This is a genomic window from Sorangium sp. So ce590, assembly GCF_051521365.1.
Lineage (GTDB): Bacteria > Myxococcota_A > Polyangia > Polyangiales > Polyangiaceae > Sorangium.
On record NZ_CP150346.1, the window covers coordinates 4,477,323 to 4,502,387 of the forward strand.

The window sequence follows — 25,065 nt, forward strand, 5'->3', positions numbered from 1 at the left end:
CCGAAGCGTGTAGCTTACGCGGCGATGAAACGGGGCCTCCTCGTCGCCCTCGTCGCGGCGGTCACGCTGCTCACGGGCGCACGCGCCCGCGCGCAGGGCGTGGGCGCGACGTGCGCGGCGTCGTACGAGCAAGCGCAGCAGCTCTTGCGGGACCGCGCGCTGCTGCGCGCCCGGGCCGAGCTCCGTGCCTGCGTGAGCTCGTGCCCGGCGATGCTCGCCCGCGACTGCCAGAGCTGGAGCGAGGAGGTCGAACGCGACATGCCCAGCGTCGCGCTGTCGGCCACGTCCGCGGAGGGCCGCGCGCCGGGCCGCGTGCGCGTGCTCCTCGACGGCGCGCCGCTGGTCGAGGCGCTCCCGAGGGACCCGATCGAGGTCGATCCCGGGCGCCACACGCTGACCTTCGAGGACGCGGCCGGGACGCGCGTCGTCACCGTGGTCACGCTGTCGCCGGGCGACAAGGCGCTGCCTATCGCGGTGCGCTTTCCTGCGGCGGCGCCGCCGCGCCCAGCGGCAGGCGCGGCCGCGCCGGTGCGGCCGCGCTGGCCGCTCGTGCTCGTCGGCGCCGGCGCGGTGGGGCTCGGCGTGGGCGCGTTCCTCGGCATCAAGGGGCACCTCGACCGGAGCGAGCTCCGCAGCAGGTGCGCGCCTGGGTGTCCGGCGGACAAGGTCGCTTCGATCGACACCCTCTGGAAGGCCGGCGCCATCAGCGCCGGCGCGGGGCTCGTCGCTACGGGGGTGGGCACGGCGGTGTATTTCCAGCTCGATCCGGTCGTCCCCGCCGCGGGATCCGCCCTGCTGCCGGGCGGCGCCGCGCTCTCGCTGCGTGGCTCGTTCTGAGCGCCCGCGCGGGGCCCGTGAGCGAGGGCGCTCAGGGGGCGAGCGTCGCCGCGGCCTCAGGACCTGTCCAGTCTGCGCTCAGCAATGATCACAGTAGCCGCATTGTGTGACACGAACCAAATTCTTTTGCGACCGACGCGCCTGTGTCGCCTTAGTCCGTGTCGAACGGCGCGCAGCAGAGACCTGGGTAATGCAACGTTGGCCACGGGCCGGATCAACTAGGTGTTTCGCTCCGGGACGTCGCGCCGCGAACCAGCTCGGCGAGGGGCCGAGGGCCGATCGCGCGCGACGCCCCGCCGCCCGTCAGCCCTTGCTGCGGATGCCGTAGCGCTCCATCAGCCGGTGGACGAGCTGCCGGGAGACGCCCATCGACGCGGCGGCCCGCGCGACGTTGCCGCCGCTCTCCCGGAGCTTCATGGCGATGAAGGTCCGCTCGAACTGCTCGACGACCATGTCGCGCGCCTCGCGGAGCGGCAGCGCGGCGAGCTGACCGACGCCCATGTCGGCGGGCCGCGGCGCCACCTTGACGATCGCCTCCTCGGCGAGGTGCGGGAAGAGCACCAGGCGCGCGACCGTGTTGCGGAGCTCGCGCACGTTGCCGGGCCAGTGGTGCCCGCGGAGCAGCTCCAGCGCGTTCGGCGGCAGGTCGGCGAGCGAGCGCGGGGGCACCTGCGCCGCGAGGAAGCGCTCGACGAGCAGCGGGATGTCCTCCTTGCGCTCGCGCAGCGGGGGCACGACGGACTCGACGACGGCGAGCCGGTAATAGAGGTCCTCGCGGAACGTGCCCGACGCGATGCGGCCCTGGAGATCGCGGTGCGTGGCGGCGATGACGCGGGCGTCGAAGGACGTGTACGCGGCGGCGCCGACGCGGCGCACCTGGCGGGCCTCGAGGGCGCGCAGGAGCTTCGGCTGGAGATCGAGCGGGAGCTCGCCGATCTCGTCGAGGAAGAGCGTGCCGCCGCTCGCCTCCTCGAGCAGGCCGGCGCGCGCGGTCTGGGCGCCCGTGAAGGCGCCCTTCATGTAGCCGAACAGCTCGGCCTCGATGAGGCTGGGGGCGACGGCGCTGCAGTCGAACACGACGAACGGCCCGCCGCTGCGCGGGCTCGCCTCGTGGATCGCGCGGGCGAGGACCTCCTTGCCGGTGCCCGACTCGCCGAGGAGGAGGAGGGTCTCGGACGTGGCCGCGGCGCGCTCCAGGCGGGCGAAGAGCGCGCGCATGGGGACGCTGCTGCCGAGCGCCTCGCCGAAGCTGGCCGAGGTGGAGAGCGGCACGACGACCGGGGCGCCGCCCACGCGCACGGTGAGGGGAACGCCGCCCAGGGAGGCGACGCCGCTCGGGGTGAGGAAGCCCTCGATGATCAGGACGTCGTTGATGTACGTGCCGTTCTTGCTGCCGAGGTCGGTGAGGACGACGCCGCGCGGCGTGAACCGGAGCTGGCCATGGCGGCGCGACACGCGTGCGTCGGGGATGACGACATCGCACTCGCCGCTCGTGCCGAGGACGAGCGGCGCGACGCCGAGGGTGGCCTCGATCGGGGGGCTCTTCTGGGGGGTGACGACGACGCGCAGGTCCGGGAGCTCGACCGCGTCGCTGCGGAGGGTCGTGATCGTCCGGGTGAGGTCGTGCATCGCGCGGGCGGGGAGGGGGAGGGCAGCATCTCCGAATTCAGCGTGAATTTCCAGCGCGCGGTGCGTCCCGGGCGCTGGACGGCTCCGCTGCCGGGCTATCCTCGTGGGATGCCCGAGTTCACGCCGTCGGAGGCCAAGACCCTGTCCCAGTGCGTCGCCCGCTTCACGGACGCGTTCCGCCGCGACGTCGCGGACGTGATCCGGCAGGAGTTCCGCGGCTACGAGCCGCCGGAGGTGACGGAGCTCGTCGGACAGCTGAGCCTCCTCGGCCGGCAACTCGAGCTGCGCCAGCCGCAGGTGCAGATCCACGACACGCAGGGCCCGCTGCTCAAGCGCATCCTGATACGCCTCCGGCGCGAGAGCGCCACGGCGATCGAGGAGCCGCTGCAGAAGGCCGTGAACGCCGACACGATCCGGCACCTCAGGCGCGAGGTCCACGGGCTGGAGCAGCTGATGGCCGCGCCGTGGTTCGCCGCCACGCGCGCGCTCCAGGTGCCGCAGCTGACGGACTACATGTCGATCCGACACGCCGAGGCCGTGCTGCCGGAGGCGCCGCCGCTGCGGCCGCGCGAGTACGACGAGAAGTTCCACATCCTCGAGGCGCCCGGGCTCTTCCTGCCGGATCTGTCGCACTACCGGGCGCGCTGCGCGCTGCGCGGCGCCGCGATCGCCGTGGCGTTCATCGACATCGACGACTTCAAGGCGTTCAACGTGCAGCACTCCGAGACCGCGGTCGATCTTCACGTGCTCCCGCCCTTGATGGAGAGCATCGAGGCGCACGTCTTCGCGCACGGGCACGCGTACCGGTTCGGCGGCGACGAGTACATGATCACGCTGCCGAACGCGACGCGCGCGTGGGCGATGGACTTCCTGCGCGCGCTGCAGGAGCGGCTCGCCCGCCGCCGCTACCGCCGCGTCGAGCGGCCGCCGACGATCTCCGCCGGGCTGTGCGTCGCCGACGTCGACTGCTTCCTGACGGATCGCGAGATCCAGGGGCGCGCCAACCTGGCCAAGAACCACGCGAAGGTCGTCGAGAAGGGGCGCATCGCGACGTACGACGGGGAGCGGTTCCGCCCCGAGGACCTGGTGCTCGTGTGAGGCCGGACGGCGCTTCCGGGGCGGGCGAGGCGCGCGCCGACGTGGATGCGGGGGGCGGGCCGCCGGAGGCGCCGGACGGGCTGGTCCTGCCCGAGGCGCTGTGGAGCGCGGTGCGCGCGGCGTACGGTGAGCCCGGGCGCGCGTACCACGACCTCGACCACGTGCGCGAGGTGCTCCGCCGGGTGGACGAGGTCGGCCGCGACGTCGGCTGGGGGAGGCCGCGCGAGGTGTTCCTGGCCGCGCTCTTCCACGACGCCGTGTACGCGCCCGGCCGCCGCGACAACGAGGCGCGCAGCGCCGAGCTGGCGCGCGACGCCGTGGCGCGGTGGCTGCCGGGCGAGGGGCTCGACGAGGACCTCATCGCGCGGCTCATCCTGCTCACCGCGCGCCACGGATCGCTCGGGCCGGCCGACGTCGGCGAGGACGAGGCGCTGTTCCTCGACTGCGATATGGCGATCCTGGGCAGCGACGCGGCGGCGTTCGACGCGTACGACCAGGCGATCGCCGCGGAGTACAGCGCCGTTCCGCCCGAGCTCTACGCCGCGGGCCGGCGGAGCTTCTTCGAGAGGCTGCTCGCGGCGGAGCACCTCTTCCTCTCGCCGTATTTCCGGGAGCGCCTCGAGGCGCGCGCGTGCGACAACCTGCGTCGGAAGCTCGGGGCGGGATCGTAGCGAGGCGGAGCGGGCTCGGCCCTCACCAGCTCTTGATGTCGCTCTTGCTCACGCGGCACGTGGCGGTGTTCCACTGGCTCGCGCCGCCATGGAGCTTCTCCGACTCGCCCATGTGGTCGGTGACGGCCCGGTACTCCTGGCAGATCTTCGGCTTGTCGTCGCCCTCGTCGTATCCCCCCTTGACGTAGAGGTTCGTGATCGTGACCGTGTCCCGGTAGTTCTGGTTCGCTCCCGCGACCGTCGTCCTGACGCGGTCCACGCGGACGTTGTCGATGACCAGGTGGCGCGGGCCGCCGTTGGCGGTGCAATCGCCGCAGGAGCGCCAGAGCTTCCCGAAGTCGGCGATGTACGAGTTCGTGACGATGGTCGTGGAGCCGCCCTTGGCGTTGTGCTGGAAGATCTTGTCGGCGGAGTGCAGGGCGATCGAGCTGTTGATGCGCATCGTCGCGCCGTCCGCGCTGTTGGTCGCCGCGTCCTCGCAGACGTCCTCCCAGTAGACGTGATCGAGCGTGCAGTCGCCCTTGCAGACGATGCCGTTGCCGCCGGGGAGGCCGCCCGCGATGATGAGGTTCTTCACGGTGACGCCGTCCTCGACCTCGAACACCGTCTTCTGGCCCTCCCCGTCGTCGCAGTCGGCGGTGTTGTTCACGCCGATCTTCTGGTTGTTGAAGTCGTAGACGTCCTGCCCGCCGTGCGCGGCGTTCTTCAGCACCGTCGTCGAGGTCCTGATCTCGCCGGCGCCGTTCGTGGGCGTCGGGATCTCCGTCGGGATCTCGTCGCCGAGCGGCTCCTCGCCGCCCGCGCCGCCGGTGCCGCTGCTCGTGCTGCTCGCGGCCGTGCTGCTCGTGCTGCTCGCGGTCGTGCTGCTCGCGGTCGTGCTGCTCGAGCTGCCGCCGCCGGTGCCGCTCGCGCTCCCGCTGGTCGCGACGGCGCTGCTGCTCGAGCTGCTGCCCCCCTCGCCGTCGTCCGGCGTCGCCGCGTCGTCCGAACAGCCGAGCAGGGAGGCGCCGGCGGCGCCGAGCACGAGCAGCAAAGTGAAAGCTGACTTCATTCCGAATCTCATCTCGCTACCTCTCGTTCTGGATTCACGATGGACGACCCGCGGTCCGGACGCGCCTGCACGACGCAGGCCGGCGCCGTCGCTTCCTCGACGCAACCCCGTCGAGGGGCGACCGCGAACCCACGCTTCACGTCGTTCAGCCGGCCTCTGCGTCGAGGTGAATGCAAGCGGCGATCCATGCCGCACGGAGGAGCGTCGAGCCGCCGCGCGGACGTGTGCTGCGGTCGACGTGTCAACGCGAGGTGGACACCGGCACCGCGCCGTCAACCACCGGTTGACGTACTTGACGGCTGCGATGCACCGCCTGTCAACCGCACGTTGATCAGCAGCTATCCGAGGGAGCTCCTCTGGCGCCTCGTGAACAGCCCCTCATCGGCCTCTCTCCCGATCGTCGCGCCGGGGAGCGCGGCGCTGCCCGAGCCCGGCGCCGCTCGCGACCGCCCGGTCCGGCCCGTGATCGCCCGGCGCGGCGCATGGCCGCCGGAGCGCGGGCCTCGCCGTCGGCGCGCTTCTCCATACCGCCCGAGCGCGGCACGCGCTATCAACGCCCCGCGGGAGGCGCGGCGATGCCCGTCGCCCCCGGTCGTCGCATGGTTGCCGCATGATCGCCGTGGTCGCAGAGAAGCCCGCCGTCGCCCGCGACATCGCCGCGGTGCTCGGGGCCTCGCGGCGCGCCGAGGGCTTCCTCGAGGGCGGCGGCTATCTCGTCACGTGGGCGGTGGGGCACCTCGTCGCCATCGCCGAGCCGCACCAGATCGACCCCGCCTGGAAGCGCTGGCGCCTCGACCTCCTGCCGATGCTGCCCGCGCAGTTTCCGCTCGTCGTCCTCCCCGGGACGCGGGCGCAGTTCGAGATCGTCCGCAAGATCCTGGGCCGGCGCGACGTCGAGCGCGTCGTCTGCGCGACCGACGCGGGCCGCGAGGGCGAGCTCATCTTCCGCTACCTCTACGAGGCGGCCGGCTGCAAGAAGCCGGTCGAGCGGCTCTGGATCTCGTCGCTCACCCACGACGCCATCCGCGACGGGCTCCGGCGGCTGCGCGACGCGCGCAGCTACGATGGCCTCGCCGACGCCGCGCGCGGGCGCAGCCGGGCGGACTGGCTCGTCGGCATGAACCTCTCGCGCGCCTACAGCCTCGTCTTCGACCAGGATCTCTCGGTCGGCCGCGTGCAGACGCCCACGCTGTCCATGGTCGTCGAGCGCGAGCTCGCGATCCGGCGGTTCGTCCCGGAGCCGTACCTCGAGGTCGTCGCGACCTTCTGCCCGCTCCGGGAGGACGGCGCGGGCGCGGCGGAGGCGTCCTACAAGGGCACGTATTTCCGCGACAAACCGCTCCCCGGCGAGCCGCCGGGCCCCGCGGGAAGCGACGAGAAGGGCGAGACCGCGCCGTCGCGGAGGCGCCTGCCGCCGGACGGCGAGGAGGCGCTTCGCATCGTCGAGCGGGCCCGGCGCGGCGAGGCGCGCATCGACGCGGTGAGGTCCGAGTCTCGCCGCCTCCCGCCGCCGCTGCTCTACGACCTGACCGAGCTCCAGCGGCACGCCAATCGCCTTTACGGCTTCTCCGCGCAGAAGACGCTCGAGGTGGCCCAGGCCCTGTACGAGCGCAGGAAGCTCATCAGCTATCCGCGCACCGACAGCCGGCACCTCTCGACGGAGATCGCCGCCACGCTCGGCGCCGCGGTGCAGGCGATCGAGGGCTCGTACAGGGGTATGCTCGCCCCGGGGACGGGGACCCGGCCGCTCGGCAAGCGCTTCGTCGACGACGGCAAGGTCGGCGATCACCACGCCATCATCCCCACGGGCGCACGGTCCTCGCGCGCGGAGCTCTCGTCGGACGAGCAGAAGATCTTCGATCTCATCTGCCGGCGCCTGCTCTCGGCGTGGCACGAGGATCACGTCACCTCGATCACCACGGTCATCACCGCGATCACCACGCGCGCCCGGGGCGAAGGCGCCGGCGCGCCGATCGTGGACCGCTACCACAGCGCGGGCAGCGTCGTGGAGAAGGTCGGGTGGAAGGTGCTCGACATCGGCTTTGGCAAGCAGCCGGCGAGGCCGCGCAGGAAGGCGGAATCGAGCGGCGAGGGACACGAGGAGCGCGAAGGGGGCGAGGGGGAAGGCGAGCGCGAGACCGCGGATCAGCGGCTCCCGCCGGGCCTCGCGCGGGGGCAGGTGCAGCTCGTGCTCGACGCGCAGGCGCAGTCAAAGAAGACGCGCCCGCCTCCGCGCTTCACCGAGGCCACGCTGCTCACCGCGATGGAGACCGCGGGCAGCAGCCTCGACGAGAAGGAGCTCTCCGAGGCGATGAAGGACTCGGGCCTCGGCACCCCGGCCACGCGGGCTGCGATCATCGAGACGCTCCTCCGGCGCGAGTACATCGTGCGCCAGGGCAAGCTGTTGCACGCGACCGACAAGGGCGTCGGGCTGATCGAGGTCGTCCACGCGGACGTGAAGAGCCCCGCGATGACGGGCGCCTGGGAGGCGAAGCTCGCCCGCATGGCCCGGGGCGGCGGCGATCTGCCCTCGTTCATGGTGGGCATCGAATCGTACGTGCGCCATGTGGTGGAGGAGGTGAGCGCCGGGCGGCGCCCGGCAGGGGGCGATGCGCCTCGGCTGGAAGAGCGGGTGTCTCCGTTTCCGGAGCGCGGTGCGCCGCGGGCCCTCGGGGGCGGCCGCGGCGCTGCGCCCGCGGCGCCGGATGCCCGTCGAGACCGCGAGGCGCCGAGCGCGACGCCCCGCCGCGCTCCAGGTGGCAGCGCGGTGAGCGCGGCGGGCACCGCGTCGCGCGGCGTCCTTCAGACGGCCGCGGCGGCGGCCGTTGCACCGATGCCGGCTCGGGCGCCGGCGCGCGCGGCGGCCGTGGCGTCGACTCCGGCGCGCGTGGCGGCCGTGGCGTCGACTCCGGCGCGCGCGGCGGTCGTGGCGTCGACTCCGGCGCGCGCGGCGGCCGTGGCGTCGGCTCCGGCGCGCGCGGCGGCCGTGGCGTCGGCTCCGGCGCGCGCGGCGGCCGGCGCGCCTTCCGCGGCGCGCGTGGCGGCCGTCGCATCTCCTTCGCCGCGCGCCGTGCTCGCCGCGCCGTCGCCGGCGCGCCGGCCGGCGGATCTCCTCGAGCTGCTCCAGCAGTGCTTCGGCTTTCGCGCGTTCCGCCGCTACCAGGAGGCCGTCTGCCGGACGGCGGCCGCGGGGAGCGACGTGCTCCTCGTCATGCCCACCGGCGCCGGCAAATCGCTCTGCTACCAGCTCCCCGGGATCGCCCGCGGCGGCACGACGCTCGTCGTGAGCCCGCTCATCGCCCTCATGGAGGATCAGGCCACGAAGCTCCGGGCGTACGGGTTTGCCGCCGAGCGGATCCACTCCGGCCGGAGTCGGGCAGAGTCCCGGAAGGTCTGTATCGATTACCTGGACGGCGCGCTCGACTTCCTGTTCATCGCCCCCGAGCGGCTCCGCGTGCCCGGCTTCCCCGAGCTGCTCGCCCGCAGAAAGCCCGTGCTCGTCGCCGTCGACGAGGCCCATTGCATCTCCAAGTGGGGCCACGACTTCCGCCCTGACTACCGCATGCTGGGCCAGCGGCTCCCGGCGCTCCGTCCAGCGCCGGTCATCGCGCTCACCGCGACAGCCACGCCGGTCGTGCAGGACGATATCGTCGAGCAGCTCGGGCTCACGTCCGCGGCGCGCTTCATTCACGGCTTCCGGCGGAGCAACCTGGGTATCGAGATCCTCGAGGTCAGCCCGGGAGAGCGCCCCGCCCGGGTGCGCGCGCTGCTCGGGCAGGAGGGCCGGACGCCCGCGATCGTCTATGCGCCGACCCGGAAGGACGCCGAGGCGCTCGCCGCCGGCCTCGCGGAGGACCTCCCGGCCGAGGCGTACCACGCGGGCCTCGCCGCCCCGGTGCGCGACCGGATCCAGACAGCGTTCCTCGACGGCAGCACCGAGGTCATCGTCGCCACGGTCGCGTTCGGCATGGGCATCGACAAGCCCGATGTCCGCACGGTCATCCACGCCGGGCTGCCCGGGAGCCTGGAGGGCTATTACCAGGAGATCGGCCGCGCCGGCCGCGATGGGCTCCCGTCGCGGGCCGTGCTGATGCACTCGTATGTCGACCGGCGAATGCACGAGTTCTTCCACGAGCGCGACTACCCCGATCCGGCCATCTTGCAGCGGCTCGAGGGGACCCTCTCCGCGGAGCCGCGCCCGCGGGAGGCGGTCTTGGGCGATCTCGACATGGACGCCGAGGTCGCGGACAAGGCCCTGGAGAAGCTCTGGGTCCACGGCGGCGCGCGCGTGGATGTGGACGGGGGCGTGGCTCTGGGTGAGCCGGGGTGGCGCGGGCCTTACGAGGCGCAGCGGCGCCACAAGCTCGCCGAGCTCGTGCAGATGGCGCGGTTCACCGAGAGCCACGGCTGCCGCATGCTCCACCTGGTCCGCCATTTCGGCGACCAGGAGGACACCGGCGAGCCCTGCGGCCTCTGCGACGCCTGCGCGCCGGCCGCGTGCGCGGCGCGGGAGTTCCGGGCGCCGAGCCGCGACGAGGCGCAGGCGATCGCGAAGATCCTCGCGGCGCTGCGCGACGGCGAGCAGCCGACGGGCCGGCTCTACCGCGAGTCGTTCGCCGGCGGATCGCTCGCGCGGCGCGACTTCGAGCACCTCCTCGGCGGCCTCGTGCGCGCGGGCCTCGTCGAGGTGCGCGACGACTCGTTCGAGAAGGCGGGCGAGCGCATCGCCTACCAGCGCGCGTCGTTGACGCCGCGCGGCCGCCTCGGCGAGCCGCGCGGCGTCAACGATGTCCCGCTCGCGAAGCTCCCGCCGAAGGTGAAGAAGCGGCAGAGCGCGAAGTCGTCGGACGCGCGGAGGGCGTTCTTCGCCAAGAAGGCGCAGCGGAAGAAGGGCCGGCCGAGCTGAGCGGCGCGCGGGCGGCGCTCAGCGGAAGATGCCGAAGTGGCCGAGCGCCCACCAGAGCAGGACGAAGATGAGGAGGGTGCTGAAGCACCCGCCCCCGAGCTTCTTCGCGCCATAGCCCGCCGCAATCCCACGCAGAATCTTGCTCATCGATGGACCTCCGGCCCCGTGTCGGGGTGCTCGACGAGCGAAGCAACGTGGGTGCCATCGTGAAGGGTCGGACTTTCGGCCTGGAAGCCGATACGCCCGCTCGCTTGACGGCGGGGGCGTCGGCGCGCGCGCCACAGTGGGGCGTTTCGCTACACTGCAGGCTCGTGGCTGCCAGAGCCTCGCTGAGCCCAGGCAAGCCGGATCGACGGGGGGTCTATCGGCCGAGCTTGGCGATGACGAGGCGCTGGTGGCCGTCATCTTCAGCGCCGGGAAGAGGGCCCGCGCCCCAGTCGGCATCCGGTGCTCGCGTCCAGCCCGTAACGAGCGTCTCGCCGGCCGGCGAGCTGGCGACGGCGTAGGGAAAGGCGTCCTTGCCCAGGATGCGATGCCATACGACCTCCGCATCCGGGCTGAGCTTCACAACGAAGCCGGAGTCGTCCGCAAGAGCGAGTGGGCCGTTGCCGAAGTCGATCTCTTTGTCGGCGCGTCCAACGACGACGATATTGCCGAAGGGGTCCAGCGCGACGTCGCTGGCCCACTGATCATCCGTGCCGCCAAGGGTCCGTACCCATCCCACTGTGCCGTCGGCCTCGAACTGCACCACGAAGACTTCGTCGTCGACCGACGTCATCGTGTGTGAGCCTATCTGCAGGTCGCCGTTGTGATACCCGGCCAACACAGGCCTTCCCGAGGGATCTACCGCGATACCCTTCACGTCGACGCTTCCCGGGAGCGGCCCGAACGTGCGCATCGTCCTGACCCAGTCCGGTACTCCGGACGGCGTCAGCTTCATGACGAAGCTGCCTTTGTCGATCGTAACCCCACCGAGCTTAGCGGGTCCGGGCGTCGAGCCGGCGATGAAGATATTATTCGAACGGTCGACCGCGACAGCGGAAGCGTACACTGACGCCCCTGGGCTGCCGAAGCTGCGCGCCCAGCAGCCCGGCGCGGTCACGAGGCCTGTGGCACCGTCGAGCTTCGCCACGAAGATGTCCGAATCGCCGTCGGACTGGATCGGCCCACCGCCGAGGTCGATCGGCCTATCGAAACTTCCCGCCACGATCAGGCTATCGTTTGCGTCGGTCGCGACGGCAGTGATCCCGCTGCCCTCCGGGCCCTTGCGCCAGATGGGCTTGCCCGATGGATCGAGCTTCGCGATGAATGGACCCGCCGGGAGCGGCCCATCGCCGAAGTCGATGCCGCTATCGCTGTTACCGCCCAGAATCGGGTTGCCCTTGGAGTCGACGGTGAGAGCCGACGGCTTGTCCGGGAAGTAGTCACCGAATTTCTTGGCCCACAGGGGCTCTCCGGCCGGGTTCAGCTTGAGGAGCAGCACATCGGTGACGCTGGCTGAAGAGAGTGTATTGTCGCCGATCGCAATGGTGCCCAAGAAGGCGCCGCTGACGAACATGTTGCCATCGGCATCACTCGCGATGTCCATGAGGTGGACGTCTTCCGTCTGCTCGTACGCGGTCGTCCAGACGACGCACTCCAGGCCGTCACAGTTCTCATCGTCCGCCGCGTCGCAGCGCTCCACCGCTGGCAGGATCTCTCCCTCGCAGACGCCCCAGGTCCCGTCGGCGCTGCAGGTGCGCCTCCCTTCCCGGCACATCCCCTCGTTCCTGGTGACCGGCGGGCCGCCGTAGCACGCTTCCGACGTGTCCGGCGTGCAGGGTATGGGCTCACCTTCACCCCCAGCACCGCCGGCGCCTCCCGCACCGCCAGCGCCCGTGCCGCCCGGCGACTGATCGGCGAACTCGTCGAGGCCGAGCAGCGCCGCGCACCCGCTGGCGCACAGGGTCAGGCTGACGACGGAACCAAGGACGTACGCTCGTGCTTGCATGATGTTCTGCGCTTTTGCGAGCTGCCGCGGAAGCGGTTGCGCGGACACCGGAACGGAGGCTATCACAGCCGCCGAGCCGCCGGCGCCGTGTTCTCGGAGCGAGCGCCCCGGGGCATCGAGCGAGCTTTTGTCCTAGTCTCGGCTGTGTCGCGGCGGCGCGCCATAGCCGAGGAACGAGAGCCCTATTCGCGATGAGAGCCGGCGTATCGCCGCGCGAGGGAGGACGCGGGCGAGCTGGGCCGTGGCCTTGCTCAGCGCGGTCGGGACGGCGACCACGTCACCCCGAGCGGCCGCCGCGATCCCGTACGCGGCGCATTCCTCGGCGGAGATCTCGAACGGCGGCTTCTTGCGCGGCACGCCGGGCGCGCCCGCGTCGAAGATCTCCGTGGTCACCGGCCCCGGGCACAGGGCCGTCACGGTGACGCCGGTCCCATCGAGCTCCACGGACAGGCTCTCGGAAAACGAGAGCACGAACGCCTTTGTCGCTCCGTAGACCGCATGCCCCGGGGTCGGCTGAAACGCGGCGAGCGACGCGACGTTGAGCACGCGCCCACCGCCGCGCGCCACGAGATCGGGGACGATCGCCGCGCACAGCGCGACGACGCTCTCGCAGTTGAGCCGCACCAGCATGGCTTGCGCGGCGGGATCGCCTTCCAGAAAGGGCCCGAACCGCGTCGTGCCGGCGTTGTTGATCAGCCAGGCTGCCCCGCCCAGCTCGCGCGCCCGATCCCGCACGCGGAGCGCCGCGCACTCGGTGGTGACGTCCAGCTCCAGTGGGTAGATGGGCGCGTGCCCGGCGGTGCGCGCCCGCTCGGCGAGCTCCTCCAGGCGGTGCGCCCGCCGGCCGATGGCGAGCACCGGCTGCCCGCGCGCCGAGAGCTGCCGCGCGAGCTCCGCGCCGATGCCGGACGAGGCGCCTGTGACGATGGCGAGGCCCGAGGTCGTGGTCATGGTCGCCATCCTTTACGCCGCGCCGCCCTGGATCGCGAGCGAGCCGTTGGCCCTGGCGCACGGCCCCGCCACTGTGCTCGCCGCCGCACGGCTCGCCGCACCGCGGCACGACCGTGAGGACGCAGCGTGTGCGTCATGCGGCACCGGCCCCTGAATTGGAGCGGCACGTCGATCTCGTGGTGTTCTCGTCACAACAACCCGTGCCGTCCCGCGCGGCGCGGTCGATCGATCGCGCGGTTCGCCAGCCGTCCCACGTGCAGGGAGCATCAGAGCATCGGGGGAGAGAGGACGGTCCCCTACATCGGAGCGGGCGTTTCTCCGCCTTCCTCTTGCAGAACGCGAGGCGCAGCGGCTAGCCTGGGAAGCGTGCTTCCAACTTCGGGTGCTGAGGACCCGCGAGCGATGCTGAGGACCCGCGAGCGAGCCGTGCGCATTCGAGGCGTCGCGCTGGCCACGGCCGCCCTGTGTGCGCTGTTGCCGTTGCCCGCGCACGCGCAGCCGGTCGTCGTTTCTGCGCCCGCCTTCGAGGAGCTGCCGGAGGCCGAGGGCACCGGTCTCTGCGCCGCGTCGGTCATCCCGGACGAACCGCCGATTGCGACCTTCCTGCCGGATTTCATCGGACAGACCAACGCACTTATCGACGGACGCAAGGAAGATCGCCTCGAGTACGTCATTCGGACGCTCCTGGATCTGAGCAACAACAATGACGCAGCCGGCGACAATAACGAGCCGCGGAGTTATGGCGACTTCAGGCGGACATCGCCGGATTGCGGGATCGGCGGCTGCAGCTTCCCGTGGGACGATCGCCTTGACCGTACGAGCATCGTCTTTGGCTCCCGTCTTCGCGGGTTCCTGGCCGTCACGGAGGAACTCGCCGGCAAGCCGGTCCATTTCGGCCTGTACGCCGACGATGCCGTGAGCCTCGCGTTCTACGATGGCGTCACGAGCGAGAAGGTGGTCCTGCTCCGGCCGCCGGAGCTCGGCCTGCCGGTCTGGCGCCTCACGAACACCGTCACCTTCGGCAGGCCAGGCCTGTATCCGCTCGAGATCCTCTACGCGGAGATCGCCGAGCACGCGGCGCTCGAGATGTCCTATCTCGTCGGTGAGTTCGAGGACTTCCACCGCGCCGCGGAGACGCCGCCCGTCGAGAAGCTGAGCGAGAACGGCTTCACCCTCTTCCGGCCGACGCAGTTCTTCCAGACGCTGGCCGGCTCCCCGTCGTTCCCCGATCTCGATCAGTGCCAGCAGTGCGAGCGCAGGTTCGTCGGCCAGCCCAACAACAACGGCTGCCCTGGGAGCTACTACTGCAACGAGGCCGCCCTCTGCGCCCCGTGCGACACGGCGCTCCACTGCGGCGAGTCGTGCTCGCGCTGCCTGAACGACACGCCGTTCTGCATCGATTTCAACGGGAGCCGCCAGTGCGCCGAGTGCCGCACCGCCGCCGACTGCCGCGAGGGCTTCGTCTGCGACCCCGAGACGCACGAGTGCAAGGAGGAGTACGAGTGCGAGGAGGACCCGGACTGCGCGCGCGGCGAGATCTGCGTCGAGCACACCTGCGTCCCGTGCGACACGGCCGACCAGTGCGCGGGCAACTCCTGCAACTGCTGCCCTAACGGGATCAACGGCACGCAGATGAACTGCGCCGCGGTCGAGCCGGGCGGCGTCGCGATGTGCGTCGAGTGCCTCGTCGACGCGGAGTGCCCCGACGGCAAGAAGTGCCACACCCCGACGGGCCACTGCGTCGACGAGATCCCGACGAACGCGCAGCCGAACTGCTGCGGCGAAGGGTGCGTCGACTGCATGCGCCCCGAGGATCCGAATGACCCGGAGACGCCCCCGGTGCCGTTCTGCCTCCCCGGGCCCGTCGGGACGGCGTGCGCCGCGTGCCGCAACGACATGGACTGCGCCGAGGGGCAGTACTGCCTGAGCGGCGAGTGCAAGACGTGCGTCAAGGACCGGCGCTGCGGGATGCGCTGCGAGAGCTGCGGCGGCGACACGCCGTTCTGCATGGGCGCTTTCCCCGAGACCGCCGCCTGCGTGCGCTGCACCTCGGACGAGCAGTGCGCCGGCACGACGTGCAACCCCGAGACCCACGAGTGCGACCCCGGGTGCATGGCGACCTGCGCCGAGGACACCCCCTACTGCGACGGCCAGGCGTGCGTCGAGTGCTACGCCGACACCCAGTGTCCCTGCGGCAACACCTGCGACCTCTCGACGAACACCTGCGACATCTCCTGCAAATCGAACCTGGACTGCCTCGGCAACGAGCACTGCCGCTGGACCGACGAGGCCGACGCCAAGGAGTGCGCGCTCGGCCCGATGCCGGACAACGTCGCGTGCGGCGGCACCCTCGCCGAGATCTGCAGCGTCTCGGTCGTCGGCGACAGGAACGCCGATCCGCGGCCGTTCGGGATCATCGCCCTGGCGATGCTCGCGTTGCTCGAACGCCAGCGCCGGCGGTACGGCCGAGGTGCCTCGTGAAAAAGCGTCCGCACCTCCTCGCGCTCTCCGCGGCCCTCGCGCTCGCCGCCACGGTCACCGAGCGCCCCGCGCTCGCCGAGGAGGGGCGCTTCGACGCCCAGGTCTTCCGACCGGCGGCCGCCCCGCGCGACCTCGTGATGGTCCAGAAGTCCGAGGTCATCGGCAACCTGTCCCCGACCATCGGCCTCTACAGCGACATCGCGGCCGACCCGCTCGTGCTCTTCCTCGCGGGCGACGACACGAACAAGGCCGTCAACGCCATCACCGGGCGCCTCGAGCTCGCCTTGCTCGCGGGCATCGGCTTCTTCGACGTGTTCGACGTCACGATGGCCATGCCGCTCATCCTCTTCCAGGAGGGCGGCAACATGCGCCGGTTCGGCACCGAGGGGTCGGTCAAGAGCACCACCGTCGGCGATCTCCGCCTCTCCACGAAGATCTCGCTCCCGTACCTGAACCGGAAGGAGCAGGTCAAGGAGGGGTTCGGGATGGCGATCTCGGGCAACCTCAACTTCCCCACGGGCGACCAGAACGCGTTCGCCAGCGACGGCGCGCTGAGCGGCGGCGCGACGCTCATCGCCGACTACAGGTTCAACTTCGGGCTGCTCCTCGCCGCGAACGCCGGCATCTGGCTGCGGCCCGACAACCAGTTCGCGGGCGTGCGCGTCGGCGACATGGCGCAGTTCGGCGTGGCGGCCGAGCAGTACGTGGTGCAGCGCTGGGGCCTGTCGGTCATCGGCGAGGTGTACGGCTACCCGTCGCTCTCGAGCTACCCCGACGACCCCGGGCAGATCCCCGCCGAGGCGCTCCTCGGCCTGCGCTGGCAGACAAAGCACGGCATCACGATCACCTTCGGCGGGAGCTTCGGCGCGGCGTGCGGCTTCGGCGCGCCCGCGATCCGCTTCTTCAACGTCATCACGTGGCAGCCGAAGACGTCCCAGGAGCAGGAGGAGATCAACCGCCTGCAGCAGCGCGACAACGACGATCCGGATCGCGACGGCCTCATCGGCGCGGCCGACCGCTGCCCCGACGTGCCGGGGAGCCCCGAGAACTTCGGCTGTCCGGACCTGGACACCGACGGCGACGGCATCTTCGATCGCGACGACCAGTGCCCCGACAAGCCCGCCGGCCCGCACGGCAAGAACGGCTGCCCGCTCGCCTTCATCAAGGGCGACGAGATCGTGATCACCGAGCAGGTCCACTTCGCGACCGACAGGGACATCATCCTCGAGGACTCGAACCCGACCCTCGAGGCGGTCGCGCAGGTGCTGGTCGACAACCCGGACATCCGCGAGGTGCGGATCGAGGGCCACACCGACGTGCGCGCGACCGACGTGTACAACATGGCCCTGTCGCAGCGCCGCGTGGCGAGCGTCATGGCGTACCTGATCGCGAAGGGCGTCGATCCTTCGCGGCTCCAGGCGGTCGGCTACGGGCACACGCAGCCGATCTACGACGACGCCGGCTGCGTCGGGCCCGACGACCAGCTGACGCCGGACTGCCAGTTCATGACGTCGAAGAACCGGCGCGTGGTCTTCCGCATCCTGCGCTACGGCAACGCGGGGCCGAAGCCGCTCACCGGCTCGCCCGAGGGGAGCGAGCAGATCTTGCCGTCGGGCGGGCTGCTGCCGCAGAAGACGCAGGGCACGCTGCCGACCCAGGGGACGCTGCCTGGCCAGGGGGTCCTCAAGTCGAACGTGCTGCCGAGCGGCGGCTCCGCGCTTCCGCCGGCAGGCGGGGTGCCCGGCGGCGCAGGGCCGCTGCCCAACCGCGGCGAGGCGGGGGGGCTCCCGAGCAAATCGGGCGTGCTGCCGCGATCCGGAAGCCCCGCGCCGCCGGCGCCCTCCTCGTCGAGCCAGCCGCCGGCGGCGCCGCCGAGAGGCACCGCGCCCGCTCCGGGGGCTCGCTAGCCAGGAGAGCGTCGACCCAGGGGGGCGAGCGCGCCAGATTGCCCGGCCGACGGGGACCGTGTTCCTCGCGCGGCGCGGGGGCTCCGCCGGACTCGCCTGAAACAACGCTCCTCCAGCTACGCCGGAGGAGCGTTGTCAATTGGGCTCGGACATCGGCCCTCCCCGCGCCGCGCGAGGAACACGGTCCCCGTGGGCCTACGGGTGTCGACGGGGCTGTTCTCCAGCTACCTTGTCTACACCGGCGAAGAACACTGCCTCTGTAAGGTCGCAGAGGTCGATGGGGCTGTTCGGATCGGAGCCCTGTCCACGCGAGACGCGCGGCCTACCACCCTCCGCGCGTCTCGCGGAGGACAGGGCAGATCGAGCGCCGAGCCGCAGCGGCCTTGCAGCGCCGTGTCGCGTTACTTCTTCGGCGCGGCCGGCAACGAGGGCTTGGCCGACGAGGGCGGGGTGGGCGATGAGGGCGGGGTGAGCGAGGAAGGCTTGGCCGACGAGGCCGCGGCGGCGGCCGGCGACGAGGGCTTCGCACCTGGCTTGCCCGGAGGAGCCGGGGCCGCAGGCGCAGGGGCGTCCTCGTACGGCTCGTCCGAGGGAGGCGCAGCCTGATCCGGGGGCGGCGCCTCCGGCTCGGCAGGCGCCGCCGGCTCGGCGGGCTTCGTCGCCGGATGGAACGTCAGCGGCTTCGCCTCGCCGTCCGTGCGCCGGACCCAGATCACCGCGGTCCCGCTCGCGACGCTGGCATAACGGCCGTCCTCGGTGCGGATCTCCTCGTTGACCGCCTCGATGACCGCATCGCCGCCGACGCCGCACGCGGCCTTGCGGAGCGACTCGAGGCGCTCCGCCTCCGTCCGGGCCTCGGGATCGCTCGCGATGGGCTGAAGGCGATGGTACTCGCGATCGGGCAGCTGACCTGCCGGCACCACGTGCATGTCGCTGCAGAACTCGCCGGAAGGCGTGCGTTTGTCCCGAAAGGGGGTGCTGCAACCGGCGATCAGCGCGGCACCCAGTGCCGCCGAGAGGAGGAGGCGCTGCATGATGCCTTCTTACCAGCGATGCGACGGGCGATGCAAACCCCGCGCATCACGACCCTTGCCGATCCGCAGGACCGCCGCCCCCTGGCAGCAAGCGCCCCCTGGCAGGTAGACCCCCGGCGGGTCGCCGCGTACACGCCCCATGTTCCGATCTCGTGAACGCCTGGCTATGCTCGCGGACGATGCGCCCGCCCGAAAGACGCTCTCCTCTCGCCCTTTTTCTCGGCGCGGCGCTCGCCGCCGCGTGCGGCGCGCCCCAGGTCGCTCCGGGCGCCGCTCCGGGCGAGGCCGCCCCCGCCGAGGCGAGCGCCCCGAGCGCCGCCGCATGCCTCGCGGCCGCCAACGCGAAGCGGCAAGCCCGCGCCGACGAGCCGTCGCGCATCGGCGTGAAGCACGTCCTCGTCCGCTACGCCGGCGCCGACCGCGCCGAGGGCGCGACGCGCACGCGCGAGGAGGCATGCCTGCGCGCGATGGAGGCGCGCGACAAGATCCGCGGCGGCGCCGACCTCGACGAGGTGGTGGCGGAGTACAGCGAGGAGGCGGGCGCTGCGTCGCGGGGCGGTTCGCTCGGCACCGTGGAGCGCGCCGATGTCCTGCCGCCCTTCGGCGACGCCGCGTTCGATCTCGACCTCCATCAGCTCAGCGACGTCGTGGAGACCCGCCATGGATTCCACGTGATCTTCAGGACCGAATAGCCCTCCTGCCGAGCGCTGGGCCCTGTCGAAACCCCTTTGCGCGCGCCTCGATATCGCGCCGCGACACGCTACCTCTGGCGCCTGCCGGCCGACGGGGTGAATCCCACGCCGGCCCGGGGCGCCTTCCAGATCCCGCACGTCGATCGGAGCGCCGCGCGCGCGGCCCAGCACCTCGCGCGCCTCGCGCGAGGGTTGCCTTCTCGGCGGAGGCGCAGCATGAAGCACCCATGCGCGCCCACAAGCTCGTCGTTGCCATCGCCGTGATGATCGCCTCGCCAGCGCTGCTGATCGCGGCATGCAAGTCGAGCGACGACCTCGAGGAGGTGGCCCCCGCGCCGACCGACGTCCCCGCGCCGACCGCGACGGCGCCGCTGCCAGCGGCGACCGGGACCGTGCCCGCCGCGACGCCGACCCCGATCGCGCCCCCGGCGACCGCGAAGGCCCCCCCGGCGCAGCCCGCCGCGCCGGGCGCCAAGGCGGACGCGGGCGCGCCTCTGGAGGGCGGCGACGGCGGCGCGCCGAAGGACGCGGGCGCGAGCGCCACGCCCGACGCGGGGGCGCTCTCGGGCAAGCTCGCGGCGTGCGCCACAAAGTGCCAGTCGATCCTCCAGACCTGCCTCACGCCGCAGTTCCCCGCGGACGGCGGCCTGCCGAAGATCGCCGATCCGGCGGCGTGCCAGAAGTCGTTCGACGACTGCCGCACCGCCTGCGCGCCGTGAGCGCCCGCCCCGCCGCGCGAGGCCGGCAGCGCGGCGCCCGGGCTACCTCTGGGCGCCGTCCGCCGCGCTCGGCAACGTCACCCGGAAGAGCGCGCCGCCCGCGTCGCCGGTCGCCACCGTGATGTCGCCGCTCATCGCCTCGACGAGGTGCTTCGCGATCGACAGGCCGAGCCCGCTGCCGCCCGAGGCGCGGGAGCGCCCCGGATCCACGCGGTAGAACCGCTCGAAGACGCGACCCTGGTGCACCGCGGCGATGCCCGGGCCGTCGTCCTCGACCTCCAGGATGACGCGCCCGTTCACGGACCTCGCGCGCACCTCCACGCGCGAGCCCTCCGGCGTGTGGTGGATCGCGTTGTCGACGAGGTTCGTCAGGACCTGATCCAGCGCGCGCGAATCCGCCGCGACGAGCGTGTCCGGCGCGACCTCGACGATCACCTCGCTCCGCTTCTCCAGGGCGCGCCCGCGCAGGAGCGCCACCGCCGCCTCGGCCTGCACCGCGAGATCGAGCGTGCCCGGCGACAGCGGCCGCTCGCGGCCCTCGATGCGCGACAGGTCGAGCAGATCGTTCACGAGCCGGTGCAGCCGGGCCGCGTTCCGCTCGATCACCTCCACGAAATCCCGCGCGGCCCCCGCGTCGTCCAGCGCGCCGCCGAGCAGCGTCTCGCTGCTCGCGCGGATCGACGCGACCGGCGTGCGCAGCTCGTGCGACGCGTTGGCGATGAAGTTGCGCTGCAGCCCCTCGATGCGCCGCAGCTCCGTCACGTCGAAGAAGACGGCGACGACCCCCGCCGCGCCGCGGCCCTGCGCCGGCAGCGCGAGCGGCGCCGCGTTCACGAGGAATATCCGGCGCCCCGGCGGGCCCGCCGCGCCCGGCGCCGCGGGCGCGATCTGGATCTCGCGCGTCGCCGCCGCGCGCGCGAGCGAGACCTCCTCGATGAGCTCGTGCAGGCTCGCGGAGCGGAGCACCTCGATCGGCGGGCGCCCGACCGGGTCGCCGCGGATGCCGAGCAGCTGCGAGAGCGACGGGTTGACCAGCGTGATGTCGCCCCGCTCGTCCGTGACGAGCACGCCCTCGCGCATCGACTCGAGCACCGCGCCGAACCGCTCGCCCTCGCCCCCGAGCTCGCGCCGCGAGCGCTCCAGGCTCTCGGCGAGGTCGTCCAGCGCGCCGCCGAGCGCGGCGATCTCGTCGCGCCCCTGCACGCGCGCGCGCCGGCTCAGGTCGGCGCGCATCTCCCGCGCGATGCCCGTCAGGTAGACGAGCCGCCCGGAGAGCGCGCGCGCCCCGACGAGCGCCGCGCCCACGGCGAGCACGAGGGCGAGGATCGTGCCCTCCACGACGCGCGTGTGGGCGGCGGACAGGCTGCGATCGATCGCGATCGGCTCGAACGCGAGCCGCACGACCCACGGCCCGTCCGGCCGGTCGAGCCGCCGCGCCGCGTAGAGCATCCGCATCCGCGTCGTCTTGCTCACGCGCTCGCTGCGCCCTGCGCCGTGGTGCCGCGCGTCGGCGACCTCGTCGCGCGTCGCGTGGGCCTCGAGCTCGCCGAGCCGCTCCGGCGCGACCGACGAGTCGCCCCGCACCGCGCCGCTCGGATCGATGAACGTGACGCGCGCCCCCGCGCTCGCCGACAGCGCCTCCGCGAGCGCGGGCGCCTCGGCCGCGAGGTCGACCGCCCTCGCGGCGCTCTCGGTGACGAGCGCCGTCCGCGCGGCCAGATCGGCCTCCGTGTGCTCCCCGAGCTCCGCGCCGAGCGTCTTCACGACGTAGCCGTCGAACACCACCGCCGCGAGGACCGCGATCCCCACGGCGAACGCGATGAGCTTGCTCCGAATACCCATGTCACCCGCGTGCCGAGCGCCCGGCGCGCGCCACGTGCGCGACGGGGCGAATAGGATGATGTTACCTGGTTTTGTCTGCTCCGTGACGACTCGTTGACGTGATGCGCGGAGACGGGTAAACGCCCCGCTGCATGGGACTGACCCGTGATGCCGTCTTCTTTGACGCGCTGGCCAACCACGCGCAGCGGAGCGTCGCGGCGAGCGAGCTCCTCCTGGAGATGCTCGACCGGCCCGCCGACGCACCGACGCTGGCGAAGCGCATCTCCGACCTCGAGGACGAAGGCGACAGGATCACCCACGGATGTCTGGCCGCCCTCCACCAGACCTGGATCACCCCGCTCGATCGCGAGGAGATCCACGCGCTCATCACGAGGCTCGACGACGTGCTCGACTGCATCGACGCGGCGAGCATGCGGCTCGTGCTCTTCGAGGTCGGCGACACGCTGCCGGAGGCGCGGCAGCTCGCGCAGGCGGTCGTCGACTCGTGCACGGTCACGAGCTCGGCGGTCCAGTCGCTCCGGGACCTGAAGCGGCAGCCGCACCTCCTCGAGCTCTGCGTCGAGATCAACAAGCTCGAGAACACGGCCGACGGGCACTATCGCACGGCGCTGGCGGCGCTCTTCAAGAAGGGGAACGACCCGCTCCTCGTGATGAAGTGGCGCGACATCTACGACCTCCTGGAGAGCGCGACCGACCGCTGTGAGGACGTCGCGAACATCATCGAGGGCATCGTGCTCGAGCACGCATGACGACCTATATCCTCGCCATCCTCGTGATCGCGCTGGTGTTTGATTACATCAACGGCTTTCACGACGCCGCCAACTCGATCGCGACGATCGTCTCGACGCGCGTCCTGTCGCCCCGCACCGCGGTGATCTGGGCGGCCAGCTTCAACTTCATCGCGTTCGCCCTGTTCGAGCCCACGGTCGCGCGCAACATCGCGAAGGGCGTCGAGCCGGCGTTCATCACCCCGAACGTCATCCTGGGCGGCCTGCTCGGCGCGATCATCTGGAACCTGCTCACGTGGTGGTGGGGGCTGCCGTCGTCGTCGTCGCACGCGCTCATGGGCGGCTTCGCGGGGGCCGCGGTGAAGAGCGCGGAGCGGCTGTCGGTGCTCGACGCGACGGTCTTCGGCAAGACGGCGGCGTTCATCCTTGTGTCGCCGCTGCTCGGCGCGATCATCGGCTTCGCGCTCATGCACGCCATCCGGGTGCTCGCGCGGGGCTGGACGCCCGGCAAGGTGGGGTCCCGCTTCCGCCGGCTGCAGCTGGTCTCCGCCGCCGCCTACTCGCTCGGGCATGGCGGCAACGACGCCCAGAAGACGATGGGCATCATCACGGCGCTCCTCATCTCCACCGGCATCCAGCAGGGCGGCGACGATCCGAAGCCGATGCTCTGGGTCGTGCTCGTCTGCCACGCCGCGATGGGCCTCGGCACGCTCTCCGGCGGCTGGCGCATCGTGAGGACGATGGGCATGAAGATCACGAAGCTGAAGCCGGTGGGCGGCTTCGCGGCCGAGACGGCCGGCGCGGCGACGCTGTTCAGCGCCACGGCGCTCGGCATCCCCGTGAGCACGACCCACACGATCACGGGCGCGATCGTCGGGGTCGGCGCCACGAGCGGGCGCCTCTCCACCGTCCGCTGGGGCGTCGCCGGCCGCATCGTCTGGGCCTGGATCTTCACGATCCCCGCCTCGGCCATCCTCTCCGCGACCGTCTACACCATCGCGCGCATGATCAGCGGCGAGCCCTGACCGCCCGGCCGAGCGCCACGCCGCGCGCCTTCGCCGCGCGCGTGGCGGCCGGCGATGTGAGCACGACCCGCGGTCGCCTGAGCTGGCGCGGCTAAGCCGTGCCAGCTCAGGGTGGTGGGGTCATTGAACATGAAGGCGGGAAGGCGGGAAGAAAATCATCAATGATCTTCCCGCCTTCCCGCCTTCATGTGACATCTCTCTGGGCAAATGCCCCCACCACCCCGCTCAGCCGAGCGGCGCGGGCGCGCGGCTCGGGCGGTTGGCCCCGAGGCTGACGAAGTGGTCGAGGATCCAGGTCTTGAAGCGCTGCAGGTCGAGCCGGTCGAGCAGCGGCAGGAAGGCGCGCTCGACCCCGTCCTCGCGGCGGATGGAGGCGAAATCCAGCACGCCGACGTCGTTCGCGGCGAGCACGTACGGCATCACCTCGGTGCGCCCCTCATCGAACGCCGAGAGGAGCAGCGACGCCTTGAGGAAGGCGGCCGACACGTCGAGGAAGGCGGGGCGGATGCCGCGGATGTAGCGGCTGAACGGCTCGGCGATGACGCGCTTCTCCGAGGAGTCGCGGAGCCCCGCGCCCTCGAGCTGCTGCTTCAGGAACACGCTCGCCGACACGCCGGGGTGCTCCATGCGGCGGCGCTCGGCCTCGTAGCCCTCCGCGACGATCACGAGCGCGTAGTCGGCGCGCCCGAGGCTCTCGGCGAGCTCGCTCAGCACGTCCTGGGGGAAGCGGAAGAAGGGGAGCACGATGAGGTGCGCCCGGGCCGCCACCGCGCAGTGCAGCGCGTGCCGCCCGCTGCGGTTGCCCATCATCTCGAGGAGGTAGATGCGCTTGTGCGTGTACGCGTCCTCGTAGAGCCCGCGCGCGATGTTGGCGCCCGTCTCCACGCCGGACAGGAAGCCGATCGCGCGATCGCCCTCCAGGTCGTTGTCGATGGAGACGTTGACGAAGCCGGATTGCGGGCGGACCTCGAACTCGTCGAGCCACGCCTTGATGCCCTCGAACGTGCCGTTGCCGCCGACGCAGATGAGGTGCGTGAACCCCTGCTCCTTGAACGTCACGGCGGCCTGCTTGCGCCGCGCGCGATCGAGGAAGCCGCTGTAGCGCTCGCTCCGGAAATCGCTGCCGGCGTCGAGCACGCGGCGCCCCATCGAGCGCGCCGGGATGCCCTGCGCGAGCAGGGAGTAGCGCTGGCGGCGGCTCATGATGAGGCGCTCGAACTGGGGCTGCGTGCGCGCGTCCGCGGTCAGGGAGCGGAAGCCCTCGATCGCGGCCCACACCTCGAAGCCTCGTCGCGCCGCCTCCTCGGTCAGCGCGACAGCGACCGAGGAGTAGCCGGGGGCATTGCCGCCGTCGAAGACGAGCAGCAGGCGCTTGTCCGATGCCGGGAGGGTGTCGGGACGTCCGAACTCGACGATGCTGGTCATGGAGCCGGCCTTCTACCACGCGGCGCCAGCGTTGGCCGAGCGATTGTCACGCGTTCGATGCAGTCGCCCGACGACGCCC

Annotated in this window: 18 protein-coding genes; 10 read left to right on the top strand and 8 right to left on the bottom strand. The window is 72.0% G+C overall.

All coding sequences use genetic code 11. From position 1 onward, the window contains the following. Positions 1 to 24: 24 nt before the first annotated feature. Positions 25 to 837: a hypothetical protein gene (locus WMF28_RS16800; RefSeq protein ID WP_437603254.1), complete on the top strand. Its 813-nt coding sequence runs from the start codon at positions 25 to 27 to the stop codon at positions 835 to 837. 303 nt (positions 838 to 1,140) lie between these two features. Here WMF28_RS16800 and WMF28_RS16805 read toward each other — a convergent pair whose 3' ends face one another. After that, positions 1,141 to 2,466, bottom strand: coding sequence for a sigma 54-interacting transcriptional regulator (locus WMF28_RS16805; RefSeq protein WP_437603255.1), 1,326 nt, complete (start codon positions 2,464 to 2,466; stop codon positions 1,141 to 1,143). A 108-nt stretch (positions 2,467 to 2,574) separates the two neighbouring features. Between WMF28_RS16805 and WMF28_RS16810 the strand changes: the two genes are divergently transcribed. Together WMF28_RS16810 and WMF28_RS16815 are read left to right on the top strand one after the other, a co-directional pair. Next, complete coding sequence (locus WMF28_RS16810; protein WP_437603256.1) at positions 2,575 to 3,564, top strand: diguanylate cyclase; 990 nt, start codon at positions 2,575 to 2,577, stop codon at positions 3,562 to 3,564. 41 nt (positions 3,565 to 3,605) lie between these two features. Continuing rightward, a complete protein-coding gene (locus WMF28_RS16815) occupies positions 3,606 to 4,235 on the top strand; it encodes an HD domain-containing protein (RefSeq protein WP_437604268.1) in 630 nt (209 codons plus the stop codon). Positions 4,236 to 4,257: 22 nt separating this feature from the next. Here WMF28_RS16815 and WMF28_RS16820 read toward each other — a convergent pair whose 3' ends face one another. Beyond that, positions 4,258 to 5,286, bottom strand: a complete 1,029-nt coding sequence (locus WMF28_RS16820; protein ID WP_437603257.1) for a pectate lyase — start codon at positions 5,284 to 5,286, stop codon at positions 4,258 to 4,260. Positions 5,287 to 5,896: 610 nt separating this feature from the next. Here WMF28_RS16820 and WMF28_RS16825 point away from each other — a divergent pair. Next, positions 5,897 to 10,192, top strand: a complete 4,296-nt coding sequence (locus WMF28_RS16825) for a DNA topoisomerase 3 (RefSeq protein WP_437603258.1) — start codon at positions 5,897 to 5,899, stop codon at positions 10,190 to 10,192. A gap of 18 nt (positions 10,193 to 10,210) precedes the next feature. Here WMF28_RS16825 and WMF28_RS16830 read toward each other — a convergent pair whose 3' ends face one another. The 3 genes from WMF28_RS16830 to WMF28_RS16840 all read right to left on the bottom strand — a co-directional run bounded on the left by WMF28_RS16830 (position 10,211) and on the right by WMF28_RS16840 (position 13,133). After that, entirely contained in the window at positions 10,211 to 10,339 is a 129-nt protein-coding gene (locus WMF28_RS16830; protein ID WP_044965146.1) for a hypothetical protein, read from the bottom strand. A gap of 214 nt (positions 10,340 to 10,553) precedes the next feature. Further along, positions 10,554 to 12,230: an SBBP repeat-containing protein gene (locus WMF28_RS16835; protein ID WP_437603259.1), complete on the bottom strand. Its 1,677-nt coding sequence runs from the start codon at positions 12,228 to 12,230 to the stop codon at positions 10,554 to 10,556. A gap of 84 nt (positions 12,231 to 12,314) precedes the next feature. After that, positions 12,315 to 13,133: an SDR family NAD(P)-dependent oxidoreductase gene (locus tag WMF28_RS16840; protein WP_437603260.1), complete on the bottom strand. Its 819-nt coding sequence runs from the start codon at positions 13,131 to 13,133 to the stop codon at positions 12,315 to 12,317. Positions 13,134 to 13,535: 402 nt separating this feature from the next. Between WMF28_RS16840 and traA the strand changes: the two genes are divergently transcribed. Then, on the top strand, positions 13,536 to 15,614 hold the full coding sequence (traA, locus tag WMF28_RS16845) for an outer membrane exchange protein TraA family protein (protein ID WP_437603261.1): 2,079 nt from the start codon (positions 13,536 to 13,538) through the stop codon (positions 15,612 to 15,614). After that, on the top strand, positions 15,611 to 17,521 hold the full coding sequence (locus WMF28_RS16850) for an OmpA family protein (protein WP_437603262.1): 1,911 nt from the start codon (positions 15,611 to 15,613) through the stop codon (positions 17,519 to 17,521). Before traA ends, WMF28_RS16850 begins: the two co-directional genes overlap by 4 nt. Before the next feature lie 401 nt (positions 17,522 to 17,922). Here the strand turns inward: WMF28_RS16850 and WMF28_RS16855 are convergent, their stop codons facing one another. Continuing rightward, a complete protein-coding gene (locus WMF28_RS16855) occupies positions 17,923 to 18,555 on the bottom strand; it encodes a hypothetical protein (protein ID WP_437603263.1) in 633 nt (210 codons plus the stop codon). 179 nt (positions 18,556 to 18,734) lie between these two features. Between WMF28_RS16855 and WMF28_RS16860 the strand changes: the two genes are divergently transcribed. Both WMF28_RS16860 and WMF28_RS16865 read left to right on the top strand, forming a co-directional pair. Next, a complete protein-coding gene (locus WMF28_RS16860) occupies positions 18,735 to 19,247 on the top strand; it encodes a peptidylprolyl isomerase (protein WP_437603264.1) in 513 nt (170 codons plus the stop codon). Positions 19,248 to 19,474: 227 nt separating this feature from the next. Beyond that, positions 19,475 to 19,966 (top strand): hypothetical protein, encoded by a 492-nt coding sequence (locus WMF28_RS16865; RefSeq protein WP_437603265.1) that lies wholly within the window; start codon positions 19,475 to 19,477, stop codon positions 19,964 to 19,966. A gap of 42 nt (positions 19,967 to 20,008) precedes the next feature. Here WMF28_RS16865 and WMF28_RS16870 read toward each other — a convergent pair whose 3' ends face one another. Next, positions 20,009 to 21,808, bottom strand: coding sequence for an ATP-binding protein (locus tag WMF28_RS16870; protein WP_437603266.1), 1,800 nt, complete (start codon positions 21,806 to 21,808; stop codon positions 20,009 to 20,011). A 131-nt stretch (positions 21,809 to 21,939) separates the two neighbouring features. On the opposite strand from WMF28_RS16870, the gene WMF28_RS16875 reads away from it, so the two are divergent. Further along, positions 21,940 to 22,557: a DUF47 domain-containing protein gene (locus WMF28_RS16875; RefSeq protein ID WP_437603267.1), complete on the top strand. Its 618-nt coding sequence runs from the start codon at positions 21,940 to 21,942 to the stop codon at positions 22,555 to 22,557. Next, positions 22,554 to 23,561 carry an anion permease gene (locus WMF28_RS16880; RefSeq protein ID WP_437603268.1) on the top strand — a complete coding sequence of 336 codons (1,008 nt, stop codon included), beginning with the start codon at positions 22,554 to 22,556 and terminating at the stop codon, positions 23,559 to 23,561. Before WMF28_RS16875 ends, WMF28_RS16880 begins: the two co-directional genes overlap by 4 nt. Before the next feature lie 225 nt (positions 23,562 to 23,786). Here WMF28_RS16880 and WMF28_RS16885 read toward each other — a convergent pair whose 3' ends face one another. Further along, positions 23,787 to 24,986, bottom strand: a complete 1,200-nt coding sequence (locus WMF28_RS16885) for a 6-phosphofructokinase (RefSeq protein ID WP_437603269.1) — start codon at positions 24,984 to 24,986, stop codon at positions 23,787 to 23,789. Positions 24,987 to 25,065: the final 79 nt, after the last annotated feature.

Coding starts and splice junctions, on each gene's coding strand:
- WMF28_RS16865 (WP_437603265.1), top strand. CDS start 19,475: ATGCGCGCCCACAAGCTCGTCGTTGCCATCGCCGTGATGATCGCCTCG.
- WMF28_RS16805 (WP_437603255.1), bottom strand. CDS start 2,466: ATGCACGACCTCACCCGGACGATCACGACCCTCCGCAGCGACGCGGTC.
- WMF28_RS16820 (WP_437603257.1), bottom strand. CDS start 5,286: ATGAAGTCAGCTTTCACTTTGCTGCTCGTGCTCGGCGCCGCCGGCGCC.
- WMF28_RS16810 (WP_437603256.1), top strand. CDS start 2,575: ATGCCCGAGTTCACGCCGTCGGAGGCCAAGACCCTGTCCCAGTGCGTC.
- WMF28_RS16860 (WP_437603264.1), top strand. CDS start 18,735: ATGCGCCCGCCCGAAAGACGCTCTCCTCTCGCCCTTTTTCTCGGCGCG.
- traA (WP_437603261.1), top strand. CDS start 13,536: ATGCTGAGGACCCGCGAGCGAGCCGTGCGCATTCGAGGCGTCGCGCTG.
- WMF28_RS16825 (WP_437603258.1), top strand. CDS start 5,897: ATGATCGCCGTGGTCGCAGAGAAGCCCGCCGTCGCCCGCGACATCGCC.
- WMF28_RS16830 (WP_044965146.1), bottom strand. CDS start 10,339: ATGAGCAAGATTCTGCGTGGGATTGCGGCGGGCTATGGCGCGAAGAAG.
- WMF28_RS16855 (WP_437603263.1), bottom strand. CDS start 18,555: ATGCAGCGCCTCCTCCTCTCGGCGGCACTGGGTGCCGCGCTGATCGCC.
- WMF28_RS16875 (WP_437603267.1), top strand. CDS start 21,940: ATGGGACTGACCCGTGATGCCGTCTTCTTTGACGCGCTGGCCAACCAC.
- WMF28_RS16800 (WP_437603254.1), top strand. CDS start 25: ATGAAACGGGGCCTCCTCGTCGCCCTCGTCGCGGCGGTCACGCTGCTC.
- WMF28_RS16840 (WP_437603260.1), bottom strand. CDS start 13,133: ATGACCACGACCTCGGGCCTCGCCATCGTCACAGGCGCCTCGTCCGGC.
- WMF28_RS16885 (WP_437603269.1), bottom strand. CDS start 24,986: ATGACCAGCATCGTCGAGTTCGGACGTCCCGACACCCTCCCGGCATCG.
- WMF28_RS16880 (WP_437603268.1), top strand. CDS start 22,554: ATGACGACCTATATCCTCGCCATCCTCGTGATCGCGCTGGTGTTTGAT.
- WMF28_RS16870 (WP_437603266.1), bottom strand. CDS start 21,808: ATGGGTATTCGGAGCAAGCTCATCGCGTTCGCCGTGGGGATCGCGGTC.